Consider the following 17,810-nt stretch of genomic DNA (forward strand, 5'->3'; position numbering starts at 1 on the left):
GCAGACGTGCTCCCAATTCTCATCAGGAACTTGCCACCGAGGCGTTCCGCCGCGCCGTCGAATATCCGGTGCGTGACGAGGATGCATAAGCCGCGCTGATAGTGCTGAACGGAAACATCCAGACGTGGGCCAGTCGGAAAGTCGACAAAGAGGACACAAAAGCGGTGCGAATTGCCGTGTATTACCTGGCACGAAGAATGCAAGTCCTCGGCATGCCCAGTCTCCTCCTGCTGGGTATGTCCAGCACAGCAACTTGAGGCTGTCGCCGGCAGCGAAGTTAGCGGCGCGTGACATTGAGGGGAGCGCCTGCTCGCACGGACACCATCGGTCTCCCCGTCGCGTCGCCGCTAACTTCTTGCGCTGGCGCATAACAAGCTTGCCCGCTTTGGAATGACGTGTGGATGAAAACCAGATAGGCCGACAGTTATGAGGACAATGTCCGGAAGACGCGCGTTGTGGTTTTGTCTCGGTCAATCCCTGATCTGCCTGGCCGGGCTGGCTGCGACGAGCAACAGTGTTCGCGCGAACGAGAGCCCCCTTATCGAACGATTCAAGTCAACGTGGCGAGCGCAAGACGGCGAGACAATAGAACAAATTATATCCAACGTCTCGAAGGTGGCACAGTTCGTCCCTCGAATGTGGGGCGTCGCTGAACTTGACCAAAATGACTATGTTTTCTTTTCGTGGACCAGGCACCGGGATGATACATCAGACGAACAGTACGTTATCACCTGGAAGATCGCGCTCGACGGCACGATTCAACTTGCGTCGACCTATGCAAAGCCGATGGAATTGGGCTGGCGCGCCCTGGCGCTCTCGTTGATCGCCAGTGAAGTCAAGGATGGCGAAAGGGACGCAAATCTTCGCTTTCTGCATGATCCGAGCAACTTCAACTTTGTGACGACCACGCAAGGCCGGCTCGGCGATCTTCTGCGGCAGGGCCGCTGCACTATCCTTGAACCTGTTGGAGTGGACTACTTGCCGAAGCAGAATGACAAGCCGACCGAGAAAGGTGATCTGTGGCGCGTTTTGCTTGTAGTGAACTGTAATATTCCAGGGCCCCGTTTTTTTACACACAACGGGGTCATCACTTTCGAGAAGAGCGAAGGGCAAGATTGGGAGCCGCAATCCTCCTTTGCCAAGCGTATCGCGGCCTTTCCTCCTGGCTCCTGGTTCGCTCGCATGGAGCCGAGGGAACGGGAAGAGTTAGAGGGGAGCGAAAGCCCTCGTTAAAATTGCCACGCAGAGCAAGATCGCGCCGCAGCTCCTTACCGCCGAACGCCTCAGAGCAATTGCAAGACATATCAGCTCTAAAATGTCGGTGTTTACGCTCTAGCAACAGTCGCGACGCACCCTTCAGGCGTCAGGAAAAAATCGGGCAGCACGATTACCTCCGACTCATTCTGCGAGGAGATCGAGGTCAGCGGCGCGTGCCAGCTGGCGAGATCTGGCCCCCGGCGCCCCGACGCAGTGGGAGGACACCAATCCGCGAGGGAACCCGCTCGCCATGCCACTCTTCAAGGGACCGGGCCTGTAGATGCCTCGGGCCCAAGCCCGATCCTGCGTGCGCGCCGCGCATCCCGTGACTGGCACTGGCACTGGCACTGGCAAGAGCGTGAGCATCCCGACGCCGAGGCGGCACGCGGGACCGAGTGCTGCGACGAAACGCGTTAAGACGGTAATGGGGCAGTGTTAGTGGGCCGGCACGCCCCCCTGAGCACCGGCCTTTTGCCGAGTGCCCCCCGGCGAGGAGCCCCGGAGCCGTGCGCGAGGCATCGAGGACCGAACTGAGCCGGCGCTAGATTTCCTCGCGAGCATTCGTCTGCGCGTCATATATCCGGATTTGCAGCATGGGAAAACGCTTCTTTAGTTCTGCTCCGCCTGCCCTGGCGCCGTCTCTGGTTGCGAATTCGGCTCTGAGTCGGCCATCCACTTCAAGCGCGTAAGAAGAGACCGGCGATTCCCGGGGAGCTGCAACCATTTCATTCCCATTGTGTAGTGAGGTCGTTGAGAGTGAATTGTAGCTTGAGTCGGTCAAACCGCACCAGACCTACTGCCCGAGTGCCGCGATGGGGCAACCATCTTGTGGATTGAGTCCTCGCGCCGAATGGCACTCGCGATCCTCGGAACACGCGGGCGCCTTACCCCCTCGCCCGGTGCGTATACGACGAAGCCATGGATGTTGTCGCTCCAAATTTCCCTGGCGCAAACGCACGCCCTCACGCCGGGCTTGCTGCGTAACTGTCCATGTGATCGCGGTGAAGCGTACTACGAGAGAGCGGCCGCCAGTCGCGCCGCCTGGGTCATGACAATCCGGTCCTTGGACGAACGCGGCGGCGGCACCACGAACGATTATGGTGCAGCGCAGACGTGCGAAAAGCCACAATGCAATTGGCATCAACGACCACCCCGGCTCACTCTCCGCAAGAGGGCTTCGGGTTTTGCGCGGTTTGCGCAAACGACACCGGTTCATTCTACGCAGCGTGCGTTGAGCTGAACTCCGTGGCCGCCTTTGTCCAGATCTCAGAGAAAGCGAGACCCGATTTCTTTCGAACATCAGTCTTTTCCTCACAAGAATTTACGGCGAAATGTCAGCGCCCTCGCTGAACCATCGGCAGCCTTGCCAATGGTGGTTGCCACAAAGCATAAGCCAGGTTGCTCCTCCCCGCCTGACTTCCACTCGATCGTCAAGATTCACGGGCGACTTTTGTTCTTCAAGCGCGTGAGAAACAGCGTTCCGAGGTTCGGCTTTCTCCCGCATACCGAGTTCGCGGCCGAGCGATGGGGATCTGCTCCTCAGGTCGAGAGGGTGCAGTGCGCTCTCAGTGAGAGAGACCGGCGAGGCTCGGAGGATACCGCAACACTTCCACCGGAAGAAATCGCTTGAACCTCACGCAGCGTCAGGTCGTAGCTTGGAAATGACGGCCACACATTCTTAGAGCGAACGTCGAAAGATGCCGGCCGAATAAGGGACATAGCGTTTAAGCAGTCGAATGTGGCGGCGCCGGATCGTGCGTGAACATGGATCAAGAACGAGAGGTATTGTCGGGATGAAACACCGCGTAATGATGGTCGCACTGTTCGCTGTCATCACATCTCCGGTCTGCGCGGCCAAGCTCAGCGGCCCTCCGGGCATCCTCGATGGCAATACGATCGAGATCGAGCAAACCAAGCTTCGGCTCTCAGGCATCGAAGCTCCTGAGACCGACCAGATTTGCCTCGACGCCCACGGTCGGAAATGGGCTTGCGGCGTGGCTGCTCGCGACGAGCTGATCAAGCATTCGAACGGACGAACGTGGGATTGTCATACCACAGGAGTTGATGAATACGGCAGGTCACGCGGCAGTTGCTCTATAGAAGGCGAGGACGTGAACGCTTGGATGGTACGCTCCGGCTGGGCACTATCGTCGGGTCCTTCTACTCATACCTACGTTGTCTATGAGGTTGTGGCAAGCAAAGCCTATGCGGGGCTGTGGTCGGGGGCGTTCATCGCGCCCTGGGACTGGCGTCGCCGCAACAAGGGGACGATCATCATCGGCGCGAGCTCGGTTCCGATCGACGCTCAGGAACTCCTACTCGGCTCCGCGCTGCTATCGGACCCACCCTCGTCCGAGTGTCTGATAAAAGGCACCGTGGACCGCAACGGCGAGCGCATTTATCACCTGCCCGGGCAACTCAGTTACGAACAAATCGACATGTCGAAGAAGCCCGGTGAACGCTGGCTCTGCAGCGAAGCGGAAGCCGAAGCCACCGGGTGGCGTAAAGCCGCGCGATGAGGTGAGATGCATGCAGGCAGGCCATTCTCCCTATCTGACCAAGATCGCGCCTTCGCGCCGCTCGCTGTTGCTGTTCGCTATTTCGGCGGTTTGCCTGCGGCTTGGCAACAACATTGTCGATGCGAAGGAAGCAAAAGCGACGCCCAAGCCAGATAACCTGCTCTCGCCGGAGGCCGCTCTGAAGCGGCTGATGGAAGGGAACGATCGCTATGTCCGGGGTGTGTCACCAGGCCACGATTTCAAGCGCGAACGCCCGGTTTTGGTGGATGGGCAAAATCCATATGCCGCTGTTCTGAGCTGCGCCGATTCTCGCGTGGCGCCTGAACTTGTCTTCGGCAGCGGACTTGGTGATCTGTTTGTCTGCCGCCTCGCCGGCAACTTCGCCAACGATGACACGCTCGCCAGTATGGAATATGCGGTCGCCGTGCTGAACACGCCGGTGATCCTGGTACTTGGCCACGATCATTGCGGTGCGATAGACGCCACGATCAAGTCGCTCCACGGCGATAAGCCTCCGCCGGGGCACATTTCATCCATCGTCGCCGCGCTTGCGCCTGCGGCAAAAGTATTTCGACAGAAACCCGGTGACACGTTCGCCGAAGCCACCCGACAAAATGTGATCGATAATGTCAACAAACTCAAATCGACGGGGCCGATTCTGAACGCGGCAGTTGAGCAGAACAGACTGAAGGTTGTCGGGGGCCTGTATCGACTCGACTCCGGCAGAGTCGATTTGCTGAGCTGACGCTGGCACCTTCGCGCGGCCGGCCAGTCGTTTGCCGCCAGATAAGGGCTTCGATCGAGTTCCGCGCAATCCACTCGTGCATCGGCTGCATCAAATGCACCGAATACAATCCGCTCCACAATTGTCATAGCTTCGGGAAGACCTTCGGTATGCGCGGCCTCTTGATTCTCCTTGCATTCTACGTGCTCATATTGGCAACCCGAGGCCAGCACCAAGAAGCACTCCTACCGCGGTCAACACTATTCATGCCTGCACGTTGATACGCTAGGGTTTCCACCACGATCCAAATGCGGCCCATTTCGCCCTTGGCGCGCCATTCGCTAATCGTATCTTCAACCGATTGTAAATCATTATGGGCGCTTATTCGACACTCGGCTCGGCCCGCTCGCGCGCCTTCCGGAATCCTGGCGTGCGCGAGCGAACCGAGAACGAGCAGATCACCGGCAGCCCCGGACGCCGCCGTCACGTTTGTTGAATACCGGCCGTCTGATGTCCGCCTTTAACCAACAGCTCACCCACAGTCACGAGCACGGTAAATTGCGCTGTTGGTAATGTCAGGAGATCGGAGGCTCCAGCAGGAAAGCCGCCCCCGACTGGTTCGCGGTCGAGGTCCACTTCAGTCGCTTTACTTCCGCCGTGTTCGGTTGATGACGTCTTGTGCCTGGAATCAGACAAGGGAGGCGCGAGCATCCTGCCGGCGCGGAACGAGCCACGTGATCTCGCTCGATTCAGACACGGCCGGCCGACCATGATTGATGGCACGTCGATTGCTGGGGACATGGAAAAGAGCCGCAGGCTTCGTAGACCTCGCGGTTGCCAAGTCAGGAATTCACAACGTGGTTCGAGCCGGCCGGGCCCAAGTGTGACAAATCGTCCGTTGGAGAAGACATGACAAAACGAGCGCTGCCGTCAGCCGTCGAAGTGCAGCAGAGGCGGATCGATCTCGCCGCCGCATATCGGTTGCTTTGCCGGTTCAGCCTCAATGGCAGCATCAACAGCCATATCTCCGTCAGCCTTCCCGGCCCTCAACACCTTTTCTTTGAGTCAATCCGTTCGGGATGTGGGCAACCGCCTGTAATCGCATCACAGTCGATATCAACTGCGACAGTTTCGATCCCTTCCGACTGGGTATCAATCCGGCCGGCTTCGCCATGCGCGCGCAATCCAAATCAATGAATCGCGGCGTCGATCGGTTCAAGACACCGAGGACAGTTATGAACGCTCCACCAGAGAAGATCACTACAGAAACCGACGCTACGGCTGCGACCTGGGATAATCTGTCGTCGCTACTGGTCGATATCCGCGCGCGTCGAAACGAGTTCGCCCGCGCGCAGAAGATTCCAGACGAGATCATCGAGGGCTTTAAGCGCGTTGGCGTCTATCGGGCTTTGGCCGCCAAGCGATTCGGCGGCGACGAGCGAACGCCGGCCGATTTTTGTCGCCTGATCGAGCGCATTTCCGAAGCCGACGGGTCCGCTGGTTGGGTCGCCAGCTTCGGCGATGGGGCTCGCTACCTCGCTGCTCTTCCGGACGACACGCTTCGCAAGGTATACGCGAACGGACCTGACGTCGTGTTGGCAGGTGCGCTTTTCCCGCTCCAGCCCGCCAGGCGAAGCACCGACGGATTTGTTGTGAACGGCGTGTGGCCATTCGCCAGCGGCTCACCGGGCGCGGATCTGATAGGCGTTGGCATCACTGTGGAAGACGATCCGACCGGTGGCCTTGCGCGTGTAGCCGTGATGCCGGCCGAGAAGGTGACAATCCGCCCCAATTGGGACGTCGTCGGCCTGCAAGGCACCGGCAGCCACGACGTCGTTGTCAACGATGTCATTGTGCCGGAGGAATGGACCTTGATCCGCGGCGGTCCGCCGACACTCGACGCGCCGGTCTATCGCTATCCGTCCGTGACTTTCGCCGCGCAGGCGCATGCGATTGTCGGCATCGGTATTGCGCGCTCCGCGCTAGACGAGGTGATCGCGATGGCCGGAAGCCGCGCCTCAATCACAGGAGCGCCCGTGATGGCAGAGCGCGGCTATGTCCAACTGGAGATGGCCAGAGCCGAAGCCATGCTGCGTTCCGCCCGTTCCTTCTTCTATGAGGCCACCGAGGAGCTGTGGAAGGAAGCGCTCAAGGATACGGTAAACCCGAGCACGGCGACGCTGATGCGACTCGCCGCGACGAACGCCGCGCGGCAGAGCGCTGAGGTCTGCAACATTGCGAGCGGTCTCGCTGGAAGTGCGTCGCTCTATACCACCAGCAATCTGGCGCGCGCCATGTGCGACAGCTTCGTGGTTGCCCAGCACGCAGCTTTAAACGAGGGAACGCTCCAGAGCGCCGGCCGTCTCCTGCTCGGAAGTGCAGCACAGCCGGGATTTCCATGAAGTGGTTCATCCACGTTCCGCACGCCTCGCAGCAACGGATTGCCGGACCTGCGATATGATGCTGTCTGCACTGCAGGACCTAGCAGCCTGCCGGCCTTGTTTAACGGACAAGAGAGAGAGAGGGAGAGAGAGAGAGAGAGAGAAAGGACCTTGCAGTCAAGCGCTTCTCAAAAACACCATTTCATATCCGTGGATCAGCCTTCCCCGTCACAAACATAACGAGCGCTCTTATAGGTCTCTACGCCCCCGCCTCGATCATTGTCGTGTCGAGCACGATCCACTTGCATTTCAGCGGAACGGCTCGCAGTTCAACTCACGAAGCTTCAAGCCCGACTTTCTGTAATGTCGCGCTCCATGCGCAGCCGTTCGTTCTCCTGGCGTAGGCGGCGATCGCCGAAGCCTGGTCCGCCGACATCAGCGTCGTCTGCGTGGTGGGGCGCCACCCTGCCGATGCCGGCCCCTGCCGGAGCTTATCCACCTAGCGTCGCAGCGCCGAGTCGCGCTGACCGAGTTAGTTGGCCACCGTTCCGATCGATTGACCGCTCGATACCGGCAATCCAACGGCCTGGCGCCTGTGGTCCTCTGCGGACGATCGACGCTGACGTGCTGGCATTCGACACCTCCAGGCCCTCCGAGCCTATTAGAGGTGTCCACTCATTCGGAGGAGGTTCGCGGGAACATGGCTGAGTTTTCAGGGAGGGCGAACAGCATTCGCCGGTTAGGAAAATTGATTGGGACAACTGAGGCGCGGCGAACCCGATGCAGCGCAAGTCTTTGCTGCAAGATCAGAAGCTCTACAACAAAACGCTTGGTCGTTGACATGGGCGTCCTCACTTGCGAGCCTGCTTAGGTGGATCAAGAAGATCAAGCGCAATGTTTATTTGCTCAAGTTGACGCTCGATCTTGTCGCGCTTGCACAACGTCCTCGGTAGACTCAAGTTGCCTAATGAGCATCTGCTTTCGGGCGAGCCGATTTGTGATGACCGTCGTCATGTGATCTCCGTTACAGCTCACGATCAATCGCGGACTCTTGCCTTTTCTGCGCCTTCACCAGTGCTTTTGTCAGCCGCGACACAGAGCGTCGCGATGCCCAGAAATCACGTCGATGAGCCTGAGCGATCGGGCTCACGGCCGTTGCAAAACGCAGCAGCCGCTGCAGCTCAGAGAATTAAGAAACGCAACAATATCGTTGTTCTCCTTCTCGGTGAGTTGTACGCCGAGCTGAACTTTGCGCTTATTCCTACGGCTTCCTTGAGAGTCCAATCTGACCCGAATGGAATGAGGAGCGCAAGGCAACGTTGCGTAAGGGGGCAACCGCGGAACACGTAATGGTCCGCTGGGGCCTTGATAACCGCGAACCGCGCCTTGTCGGCCGCAGGATAGCAAATATCGGCCTTTCGATCACACCGAGGGGAAAAGCTCCCGTCCTCCAATATTGATTCCGTTATGGCAGGAGGCACATGCTTTGTCCGTGAACAGCTGCGATTCCGCCTTACGTTCGCATCACCATTCAGGTGCCGGTCCGAACGGAGCTGCCGGTGTCGTGAGTCCAGTCTGGCCCCGCCTCATTCACGAATTTCGATGGAATGTGCGACATCGTCGACTGAGCTAACCCAATGCGTGAAACTGAATGCTTATTTTGATTAATCAGAATTGTTCTTCTCACTCCAACTAGCGCGTTAGCATCAAGCAGATGTTACGGTGCGCTGGCGGTCGCGCGTATATTTCACAGCGTTTGCCGGATTGCGAACCAATCCGTATGCGCTAGGATCAGGGGGCCGGCAGAAAGCGGCACGCGCGAATTGCGCGTCCCGCCTCATGTGGCTCTGACGGCGTCGGCCCCATCATCCTCAATGCCGACGAGGAAGTGCAGGCCCCTCTATATAGAGTCCTCTCGGCGGGACGCTCAGCACGTTCAGTCAAACTTGTAGGAGGCCTGCAGGAACGTGCCCCATCGTTCCATGCTATACCTCGCATCATTAGCTGAATGAAAGGTACCGAATCCATTGCGGCCGCTGCCGAAGTCCTCGCTCCCTCTTGAAGTCCACCTCGCCCAATATCGGGCGCCCACGCCGACGCTGAAGGTGTCCGTGATAAAATAGGACAAGACGCCTTCTAACTGCACACCACCACCACCGCTCCCGCGCTGATCAAGGAACGTCGTCGTCTCGCGGTAAAGGTGGTTGTCGCGCCCGTGGAAATCCGTCCACGGGAGGTAAGCAACCTCCGCGCTTAGGCGCCAACGATCGAGCAGCACAGACTCAGCGGTGAGGCCGATACGAAGCGCATTCCAATTGGCGTCTTCGCTACCCACCGTCCTTTTATGCACGGTCCTGTTGTCGTTCTCGCTGCCTCCGAAGCATGGATAGTAGGGCAATGCTAACTGAATGCAGCCTATGGAGTCAGATTTCTGGCCGTAATAGGTCCAGCCCACAAACGCGCCGGCCTTGTAGCTGCTGCCGCGCAAAAAGTCGTATCCAGCATCGGCCGTGTAGTATGTGAACCGCCCATTTGCCTCGCGAGACCCAGTCAGATAATAAGCTGTGGGGACTCCATCTGGGTCAATCGCCCAATCTTCGTCGTTCATGCTTCCATGGCCGAAAAGTCCGAATCCGATATTTCCTTTCAGGAAGATCCCCTAGGCGTTCTCGATACGTTCAAACAACTCACCAGAAATCCCGTCCAGCTTGTGATAGGTGAGCCTCGACAAAAGGCTGCTTGGATCGTTATAGGGGTCATAGGGATGATCCCATTGAAATCTTTCTCGGCTCAGCCAAACCCTTGTACCGCTTTCCACCGATCAATCTTGCGCTAGAGCAATCGGCGGGGCGTTAACGCTCGGCTTTGTCGCGTAGAGCGCTAGATCGGACCATTCCGGCGTCCCCGGGCCGGCATCGTAGTTCAGACCAATCTTGCCGATGTGATAGCCGCTGGACAGGCTACTGACATTGGCTGGGACCACCGAGGGGAGCGGATGTTGTGTGGTTGGAGGGGTCGCCAGACTTGGTCCGCCGAACCTCAGATAGTCGTACTCGAATTTGATGGACCATTCCGGCGTGAGCGCTTGCTCGATGCCTGCGCCGATTGTGCCACCGAGACGACCGTCGGCGAAACGTGTGGCATTCTTTGGCACCTCGTCAGGTTCGTGGTTATTGACGATATCGCCGCGATTGTGTTGCCACGCGACACCTAACTTGAGATAGGCTAGCGTGCGGTGCTGCGGGCCAAAGGTGTAACCCAGCCGACCCGTGCCGGTCGCAAAGACATCCGGACCTGCTTTGCAGTTTGCGCTCACGATCATGCCGGAGGCGGCAAGACAGGTGTTTGTACCGTTGGAGATTGCGCCACTGCCATCTACTTCGAAGCCAAAAACCCAGCGCTCCCTCTGCCAATTGTAGCCAATTTGACCTCCGGCCACGAACACCGGGGTGTCGACCACGTCACCATAGATCGAAGGGCCATAGGGGTCAGTGAACGATGTCCGGCCGTAGCCCCCGCCGAAGTGGCCCCGAACGTATCCGCCGGTCCAGCTCCTATTGCTGCCGGCGCCTTTACTGTGACTCCGAGATCGGCCGAATGAGCGGCGGCGCTTGCAACGAGCGCGGCTGTTCCGGCTACACAACAAGGAAGTTTGAATCGCATATCACCTCACGTCGCACCCATCTTGCAAACGCGAATGATCCGAGTTCGCTGGCGCCGCGTCACGGTGGGGTGCAGGAGTAATGCCAGCGGCCGCAAGGCGCATTCCCTGCGCTTTTTCGATCGCACTGTCCTATTCGCGACAAGACAGGTGGGTTTCGGCATCCCTCCCCATCAAAGCCGATAGTTGCATCGCCTTGACATTGTATCGAAGTACTGACGCGCGGAGAATCGTTTGAGGTTTGTCACTTAGTGGCCGGGAAGCAACGACATGCCCTTCGTCAAGAAACAGGAGGTGCTCTTTGCGGAAAGCGGTGGACCTCGAGGGGGCCGTCGCCGCCACCCCGCAGCGAGGAAGACTCCTCCGCCGGCCAAAGCGAGCGCAAGCCGGTGTGTGATTCTGTCTGCAGAATCGGCTCTGACTTACATTGATACAGTTTGGGTAATGCCTGGCGTTTTGATGGGGGAATAATTAGCGCCATGCAGCAGCCACTCCAGCGCTCCACTGGTTGCGCGTGGGTTCGTTGTAGAGATTGCGTACTACGAAGAGGATAAGGCTGTTGTTGTGGCCCGAGCGCCCGGAAGTCTCGTCTATGTCCTTCGTGCGGAACAGTTTCCCGACGCGTTCATAGCCCTCCCCATTGACGGCGCGCGATCGATCTTCCCCCTCGGGTCGCATGTAGAGCTTCTGGTGATCGCTCGCCGCTTCTGCTGCGACGCTATCCGCCAAATCTTCACCGATCGCTTCGCCGCAGGCGAATTGGCTTCACTGGCGCGACGCCCGGCGAGACTGGAATCTTCGTGATCTTCTGGACGAGACGAAGCCTATTCAAAAACAGAATGCGACACGCACGTCGACCGCTGGCGGATCCCTCAGCTGCCTGTGAGAGGTCGGCGGTTTGAATTTCAAGCGGTTCAGCTCAAAGAGCTTGAATCGCACGTGGCGTCAGATTGTAACATTTCGAAATAGCTGACGGGGATGCCCGGCAACTCGGATCGGCCGCTGTCTGCTGCCGTCGGTGAGACGATGATATCAATGCGGTTGGTGGTGTGTACAGCAGATGGCGGAGCAGGTGCCCCAATCGCCGCCTGCGGGATCGCGCGAACGGCTCCGAGTGCTCGCATGCGAACAGCAACGTACTCCGTCCCAGCCTCGGGGAATGTTGGGTTGCTGCGCTCTGCGGCCGGCACGGTGACGCCGTTCGAACGGCCGCGGATCGCCTCTGTTCGACGCCTCTCATTTAATCTGCATGACTTTGACGATCCTCAGGACAAAGGAGAATACAGCCTTCGTGTTTTGTGCGAGCCAGTCTTGAGCCGCATTCCATCAATGTCGTCTGATAAAAAAGACACGACGCCAGATTTCTTCGATCATTGATCCTTTCGCAATTAGAATTTGCGGTGAACGTTTTCCCGCAAATGACCGTCGGCAGCTCTCCCTCTGTCGGCGACTGACTTAGGCCCGGCCATCGAAAAGAGGCCGGGCTTTTTTTGCGACCGACGACCGGCGGTATGGAGTGTTCTGGCCCGCCGTGTCTGATGAATTGCGAAGGGTTAGGGAGACAGAGACAGACGTAGGCGATCAATTGGGAGAATGGTTTGTCACATGCTGAAATCGATCGATCCGATCCTAGCGCCCGAGCTGCTCTGGCTGCTCGGCCCCATGGGCGTCGCGGCGACCTCGTGGTCGTCCACGCCACCATCCGGCCACCCGCATCGCCGCGGCGACTCTGGAGCGCCTGATCCAGCTGGCCGGGCATGAGTCATGGAGAGGACCGTTCCCGGCGCCATCCTAACGCTCTATCCTCTCGACGATTTCGTGGATCCGTGCGCGTGATGATACCTGTCGACGATCTGCGACCGCGTGCCCGGACGCAGCGCACGGTGCTGGCGAGAATCGAGCACTCGGTCGGCCGCGCCATCAGTCCCGGCAAGATCTCGCGTCCGTATTTTCTCGCGCGGCGGCTTCGGACTTCGGCCTCGTGCAGGTGGGTGACAGCAGGGGATATGCGTGCTTTCTGATCAGGAAGGGCGTGATCAGCTAAGAGAACACTTCTGCGCGAGATTACGTATCACTTTGCACCCAAATTTGAATGGCCTGGGCGCCACCGACCGACTATTGTCGATCCATGTCTCGCCTTGTGTGTTTAACTGCTACTATCATCCTGCCGCTGCCGGTCATCGCGAACGCTGCGCCAATTAAAAAGGGGCCCACGCCGGCCAGGCAAGCCTACGGCTTTCTGCCCGGCTATCGCCAGCCGCTGAGCAACAGCATTCCGCTCTACAAGCAGAAGGACTTGATGCGCCGGCTCTCGCGCGCCGACCGACGCCACTGGTATATTGACCCGGTTCCTCAGTATTACGCTTGGGACGGCGAGTGGCATCATTTCGGCCAACCCGGCTTCCGCGGCGGCCGCTACAATGGAGGCAGCTTCGGGCCGTGCTGGACGCGGACGCCGATCGGGCCGATCTGGAATTGCGGGTGATCGGCCGGCGCGGCCAGGAGAAACTTCGCGCCATTGCGCCGGGATTACGTCGCGGCGTTTACTGACGTCCTCCCCGATCTTCGTCAGCGCGCTGCAGCCACACAGGGAGAGCGTGCTCGGAGATTCGATGATCAACTCCGCCTGCGGCAAATGAGCAGGCAAGTAACCGCGATTGCGATGACGATCTTGATCCGATCCGGCGCGCCGCTGATGATTGCCGCCGCCTTCTACGCCGCGCCCAGGATGCCCTGCCGGAGATAATCGGCTGCCGCAGTTATGCTGGACGCCTCGCGGCGATTTTGTTCTGGAACGAACACATACTTCAGCTCGCTTCCCATTGACACAACAATAGCGACGCCAAGCGCGCGCTGAAATCCGCCCTTCTCAAGGAATCACGAGAACTGATGCAATGGCTTTGGCATTTGTTCGAAGCAGTGCAGCAGCTTCCTAGACGACCAGGCCATACGGCAGCCGTTCAGACGATTCAATGCTTGGAGCGCCGGCTGACAGTGTTAGAAACCCACCACTCGCCCGGGACGCGGGCGTCGTGCGCCGGGTCTGTAATGGCAACTCGGAAACCGGAGCGCCCGTCCGGCCACCGATATCTGCTCAAATGATCACCCGTTGTGCAGCTTTGGGCGGCTAAGCGCGTTGGTCGGGTTTTCCCAGCGATGAATGAGGCGGTCGATATGCGTCGCCACTAGAAGCGCGTATTTTTGAGCAATACATCACCCTCCACCGCGCGGGGATAGTGGGACGCCACTTCGAATGATGGCAACAGGTCAAGAATAGCTTGCAGGGACAACTGCCCTTCATAGAGCTCGCGGTCACTATATTCCGTGTAGACGAAGCGCGTGTTGCTCAAGGTCTGCATGCCGCCGGCGATAACGTCGGCTTCGGCTCCCTGGACATCCATCCAGATGAAATCGATCGTATTCAGCTTGGCTTCGCTGCACCAGTCGTCCAGCCGCCGCGTTTCAACCGAGACAGGGCGATCGAACCGAACCCAATCATACTCAGTAAGATGATTCTTCGGGCGGCGTATTGAGCCGGAGAGGTCCCATTCCTTCGCATCACCATCTGCATTGCTTGGATGGAAGTCGATCATCCCGTTTCGATCACTGATCGCGATTTCAAGCAGCTTCACCCTAGAAAGGGATGGGCCCAACTTCTTCTTGAAGCGCGCGATCGCTCTGGGGTCCGGCTCAAAGCAGTAGAGCTGAGCTTGCGGGCAGAGGTTGAGAAACTGTTGCGTATCGGTCCCGTCATTGCAGCCGATATCGAGGATGACGGGATTCGGCTTCTGGAGAAGTGAAATAATGTGCTGGTGTACTTCGGCAGACGACACAGTTGCTTTTTCCATTGGGCGCTGAGATCGGATGAATTCCGTCTTTGACGCCGCAATCACACGCTAGACGCGCCGGCACAACGTATATCAATGTATAAATTCATATACCCGTCAGCCCCTTGATCCATTACAGTTCTTTGGAGGCCATCAACACCAAAAGGGAAGCCTGTCGGACCGGGGCCTGCAGCGACTGCCCTACAATGCAAATTGCCGCTCGGTCTCGGGAGACGCGCCAACTGCGAGCTAGATCGTCGTCTCCGGTCCGCCTTTCGGAGCGGCAGAAAGATCGGCTTCGTGCGAATGTCAGTCGTCGGCTATTCTCTCTAAAGCGTGCGCGCCAGACAGATCTCTCGTGCGCAGCAATAGCCATCACCTCGATCACAGTTGCGACAGGCAAGATGTGCTCTGCCGACTGACCGCTGCCATCCCAGATTCGCTGACGCAATGTGTGAACCACTCGGTCCTCGGAATCACCTGCTCTTCGGAAGAACGTACGAGGCCGAAGCACCGACACACGCGTTACTGCGTGCAAGCAAAACACTGCACAGCGGTCGTCGCGGGATCTCTTCGACTTCTGGCAGCAGACCTTGCGTCGGATCTCTGGCAAATCAAAGCTGGCCGAGGCGATCCGCTATGCCGTCTCTCGGCGCGCCATCTTCGAACGCTTCCCACCGGTGGCCGCATTGAGCTCGACTCCACCATCGTCGAACGCGCCATCAGCTACAACAATTTAAAAAAGGCTCTTCGCGGGCAGCGACGGCGGCGACAAACCTTGGCAGCCATCCGAAACCTGCCGCAAACAACGGAAATGAACAATGTCGATCCATTCGCCTAAATTCACATACTTCCGCGTATGGCCAACGGCTCACCGAGGAACGAAATCGACGCGCTTATGCCAACCGACCACGCCGCCTGACGGCCTCAGTTTGGCGCTGGCGCACTACCAACCCGCTATGGAGTGCCGCCGTACACGGGCCCGCATGTCTTCACCTCGAGATTTCACATGCCATAAGGTTGAGGTCGCGTACGCTCTCCCGATGCTTGCCAGGTCGGTCATCGGGCGTGGATCGTTGTTGAGCTGCCGATCTCGCTCCATCAATATAAATGGGACCCGACCGTGGTATACACTTACGAACGTCGATCAGCAGGGTCAGTTTGAGAGGACAAGCTCTTCAGCTAACGATTCCGCCCAATTTTGCGATGAGCCATCATCTGCAACTTTAGCTCCCGCCGGCTTGCGTCTGCCACAAGCGCGCATAAGCGATTTCAGCCAGCAGATCGGTATGCCTGCCCTCCGCAACGATCCGGCCCCCGTCTAAGACGACGATCTTCGACGAGACGACGCGACGAACGCGGATTGGCCGTCGTCCCCGCCGAGCGCGCAGAAGCGCGACTCGCTCGAACGCGTGGTCGGCGACAGCGGCGGATTGCCGTGCCGATGATACGTGACTCCCTGCGCCTTGCTCATGGCCGGCCGCTGCTGTGTTCGTACCGCAGCGTCCAATGGCCTGATCGAGGTCGGTGCAGAACAATTCTTGAACGCCCCCGCTCGGATGTTGGCATAGTTTGTTATTGTGCGAGGACCTCATATTGTTCGAGCCCGCTCTTCGATGAATCTTGTGCGCCGCACGTTTTCCCGGCGCCGGCTCCTAGATTCTGCTGTCAGACGAAGCAACCATGTGCAGCCCGGCCAGCGCCGTCGAAATACGCGGCACTTCGATAGGTGCAAGTGCCGTTAATGTTGAGGAACCCTGGGCTCAACCGGGTGTTTCGACGAAACGCAATGTCATTTTCGCAACAACTTGGCGGGCTGTGTACCTGAGGGGCGTTTGCTTCCGGACAAAGTCACGCGCAGGTCAGGCAACGATTCAGCAGAACTGCAGGCATCGATCGTTCAGCTCATTTTTGGCCTGACTCTTGCTATAATTGGACTTGTCACAATGTGACTATCTCCAACTTGAGCTCAGGAGACTTGTATGAATTTTCGTCCGCTTCACGACCGCGTCGTGGTCAAGTGCATCGACGCTGATGAGAAGACAGCTTGCGGCGTTATCATTCCCGACACAGCCAAGCAAAAGCTGCAGGCATGGATCGTTCAGCTCATTATTGGCCTGACCCTTGCTATAATTGGGCTTGTCACATTGTGACTATCCTCCAACTTGTTCAAAACGCTCAGGAGTCTTGTATGAATTTCCGTCCGCTTCACGACCGCGTCGTGGTCAAGCGCATCAACGCCGAGGAGAAGACCGCTGGTGGCATTATCATTCCCGACACAGCCAAGGAAAAGCCCTCGCAGGGCGAAGTCGTTGCAATTGGCCCGGGCGGCCGCGATGAGACCGGCAAGCTGATTCCGATCGACATCGAGGTCGGGGACCGCGTGCTGTTCGGCAAATGGTCGGGCACCGAAGTCAAAATCGACAGCGAGGAGCTGTTGATCATGAAGGAGAGCGACATCATGGGCGTTCTCACCGATGTGTTTTCCAACAAGAAAGCCGCCTAACCCAGCGCTCGCACAGCTCCACCCTGACGAGCGCCCGCTTGGGCGCGCTGAAGGATGAGAAAATAAGAACTGAGGGAATTCTTTATGTCAGCCAAAGAAGTCAAATTCGGAGTAGACGCGCGGGACCGCATGCTGCGCGGCGTCGACATCCTCGCCAATGCCGTGCAGGTCACGCTCGGTCCGAAGGGTCGCAACGTCGTGCTCGACAAGTCGTTCGGCGCGCCTCGCATCACCAAGGACGGCGTTGCCGTCGCCAAGGACATCGAGCTCGACGACAAGTTCGAGAACATGGGCGCCCAAATGGTGCGCGAAGTAGCTTCGAAGGCGGCGGATGCTGCCGGCGACGGCACCACCACTGCGACCGTCCTAGCCGCCGCGATTGTCCGCGAAGGCGCCAAGTCGGTTGCCGCCGGTATGAACCCGATGGACTTGAAGCGCGGTATCGACCTCGCGGTGGAAGCCGTGGTTGCGGATCTCCAGAAGAACTCCAAGAAGGTCACCTCGAATGAGGAGATCGCCCAGGTCGGCACCATTTCGGCGAACGGCGACCAGGAGATCGGCAAGTTCCTCGCCGACGCCGTGAAGAAGGTCGGCAACGAGGGTGTCATCACCGTCGAGGAAGCCAAGTCGCTCGAGACCGAGCTCGACGTCGTCGAGGGCATGCAGTTCGACCGCGGCTACATCTCGCCCTACTTCGTCACCAACGCCGACAAGATGCGCGTCGAGATGGACGACGCCTACATCCTCATCAACGAGAAGAAGCTCTCCTCGCTGAACGAGCTGCTGCCGCTGCTCGAGGCCGTGGTGCAGACCGGCAAGCCGCTGGTGATCGTCGCCGAGGACGTCGAAGGCGAAGCCCTCGCGACCCTGGTCGTGAACCGCCTGCGCGGCGGCCTGAAGGTCGCGGCCGTCAAGGCTCCGGGCTTCGGCGATCG

Annotated in this window: 13 protein-coding genes and 3 pseudogenes; 10 read left to right on the forward strand and 6 right to left on the reverse strand. The window is 58.6% G+C overall.

All coding sequences use genetic code 11. From position 1 onward, the window contains the following. Positions 1-426: 426 nt before the first annotated feature. The 3 genes from GA0061098_RS36735 to GA0061098_RS36750 all read left to right on the forward strand — a co-directional run bounded on the left by GA0061098_RS36735 (position 427) and on the right by GA0061098_RS36750 (position 4,521). Positions 427-1,233 carry a nodulate formation efficiency C protein gene (locus tag GA0061098_RS36735; protein WP_091966237.1) on the forward strand — a complete coding sequence of 269 codons (807 nt, stop codon included), beginning with the start codon at positions 427-429 and terminating at the stop codon, positions 1,231-1,233. A gap of 1,832 nt (positions 1,234-3,065) precedes the next feature. After that, positions 3,066-3,776, forward strand: a complete 711-nt coding sequence (locus GA0061098_RS36745) for a thermonuclease family protein (protein WP_245323829.1) — start codon at positions 3,066-3,068, stop codon at positions 3,774-3,776. A 10-nt stretch (positions 3,777-3,786) separates the two neighbouring features. Next, positions 3,787-4,521 carry a carbonic anhydrase gene (locus GA0061098_RS36750; protein WP_091966240.1) on the forward strand — a complete coding sequence of 245 codons (735 nt, stop codon included), beginning with the start codon at positions 3,787-3,789 and terminating at the stop codon, positions 4,519-4,521. A gap of 265 nt (positions 4,522-4,786) precedes the next feature. Here the strand turns inward: GA0061098_RS36750 and GA0061098_RS46495 are convergent. Next, positions 4,787-4,963 (reverse strand): annotated as a pseudogene (locus GA0061098_RS46495) (8-amino-7-oxononanoate synthase); the annotation flags it as partial. Positions 4,964-5,579: 616 nt separating this feature from the next. On the opposite strand from GA0061098_RS46495, the gene GA0061098_RS36755 reads away from it, so the two are divergent. Further along, entirely contained in the window at positions 5,580-6,902 is a 1,323-nt protein-coding gene (locus tag GA0061098_RS36755; RefSeq protein ID WP_245323830.1) for an acyl-CoA dehydrogenase family protein, read from the forward strand. A 654-nt stretch (positions 6,903-7,556) separates the two neighbouring features. On the opposite strand, the gene GA0061098_RS45375 is transcribed toward GA0061098_RS36755, so the two are convergent. The 4 genes from GA0061098_RS45375 to GA0061098_RS36765 form a co-directional block, all read right to left on the reverse strand. Next, positions 7,557-7,724, reverse strand: a complete 168-nt coding sequence (locus GA0061098_RS45375) for a hypothetical protein (protein ID WP_165637835.1) — start codon at positions 7,722-7,724, stop codon at positions 7,557-7,559. A 1,093-nt stretch (positions 7,725-8,817) separates the two neighbouring features. Beyond that, on the reverse strand, positions 8,818-9,489 hold the full coding sequence (locus tag GA0061098_RS46500; RefSeq protein WP_245323832.1) for a hypothetical protein: 672 nt from the start codon (positions 9,487-9,489) through the stop codon (positions 8,818-8,820). Positions 9,490-9,702: 213 nt separating this feature from the next. Then, a complete protein-coding gene (locus GA0061098_RS46505; RefSeq protein ID WP_347337554.1) occupies positions 9,703-10,527 on the reverse strand; it encodes an outer membrane protein in 825 nt (274 codons plus the stop codon). A 486-nt stretch (positions 10,528-11,013) separates the two neighbouring features. Further along, positions 11,014-11,271, reverse strand: coding sequence for a hypothetical protein (locus GA0061098_RS36765; RefSeq protein ID WP_091966241.1), 258 nt, complete (start codon positions 11,269-11,271; stop codon positions 11,014-11,016). Between the two features lie 438 nt (positions 11,272-11,709). Here GA0061098_RS36765 and GA0061098_RS44280 point away from each other — a divergent pair, with 438 nt between their 5' ends. Together GA0061098_RS44280 and GA0061098_RS36775 are read left to right on the forward strand one after the other, a co-directional pair. Beyond that, positions 11,710-11,919, forward strand: a complete 210-nt coding sequence (locus GA0061098_RS44280) for a hypothetical protein (RefSeq protein WP_129591035.1) — start codon at positions 11,710-11,712, stop codon at positions 11,917-11,919. Between the two features lie 751 nt (positions 11,920-12,670). Beyond that, positions 12,671-13,027, forward strand: a complete 357-nt coding sequence (locus GA0061098_RS36775) for a hypothetical protein (RefSeq protein WP_091966242.1) — start codon at positions 12,671-12,673, stop codon at positions 13,025-13,027. 700 nt (positions 13,028-13,727) lie between these two features. On the opposite strand, the gene GA0061098_RS36785 is transcribed toward GA0061098_RS36775, so the two are convergent. Then, positions 13,728-14,375, reverse strand: coding sequence for an FkbM family methyltransferase (locus tag GA0061098_RS36785; RefSeq protein WP_091966251.1), 648 nt, complete (start codon positions 14,373-14,375; stop codon positions 13,728-13,730). Positions 14,376-14,869: 494 nt separating this feature from the next. On the opposite strand from GA0061098_RS36785, the pseudogene GA0061098_RS44285 reads away from it, so the two are divergent. The 4 genes and pseudogenes from GA0061098_RS44285 to groEL all read left to right on the forward strand — a co-directional run. Further along, a pseudogene (locus GA0061098_RS44285) lies at positions 14,870-15,291 on the forward strand (IS66 family transposase); the annotation flags it as partial. A 1,060-nt stretch (positions 15,292-16,351) separates the two neighbouring features. Continuing rightward, positions 16,352-16,459: pseudogene (locus tag GA0061098_RS46510) on the forward strand (co-chaperone GroES); the annotation flags it as partial. Positions 16,460-16,560: 101 nt separating this feature from the next. Next, positions 16,561-16,875 carry a co-chaperone GroES gene (locus tag GA0061098_RS36800; RefSeq protein WP_091966245.1) on the forward strand — a complete coding sequence of 105 codons (315 nt, stop codon included), beginning with the start codon at positions 16,561-16,563 and terminating at the stop codon, positions 16,873-16,875. A gap of 84 nt (positions 16,876-16,959) precedes the next feature. Then, positions 16,960-17,810 (forward strand): chaperonin GroEL (groEL, locus tag GA0061098_RS36805; RefSeq protein WP_129591038.1); only part of this gene is annotated, 851 nt, incomplete at its 3' end.

The organism is Bradyrhizobium shewense (genome assembly GCF_900094605.1).
Classification (GTDB): domain Bacteria; phylum Pseudomonadota; class Alphaproteobacteria; order Rhizobiales; family Xanthobacteraceae; genus Bradyrhizobium; species Bradyrhizobium shewense.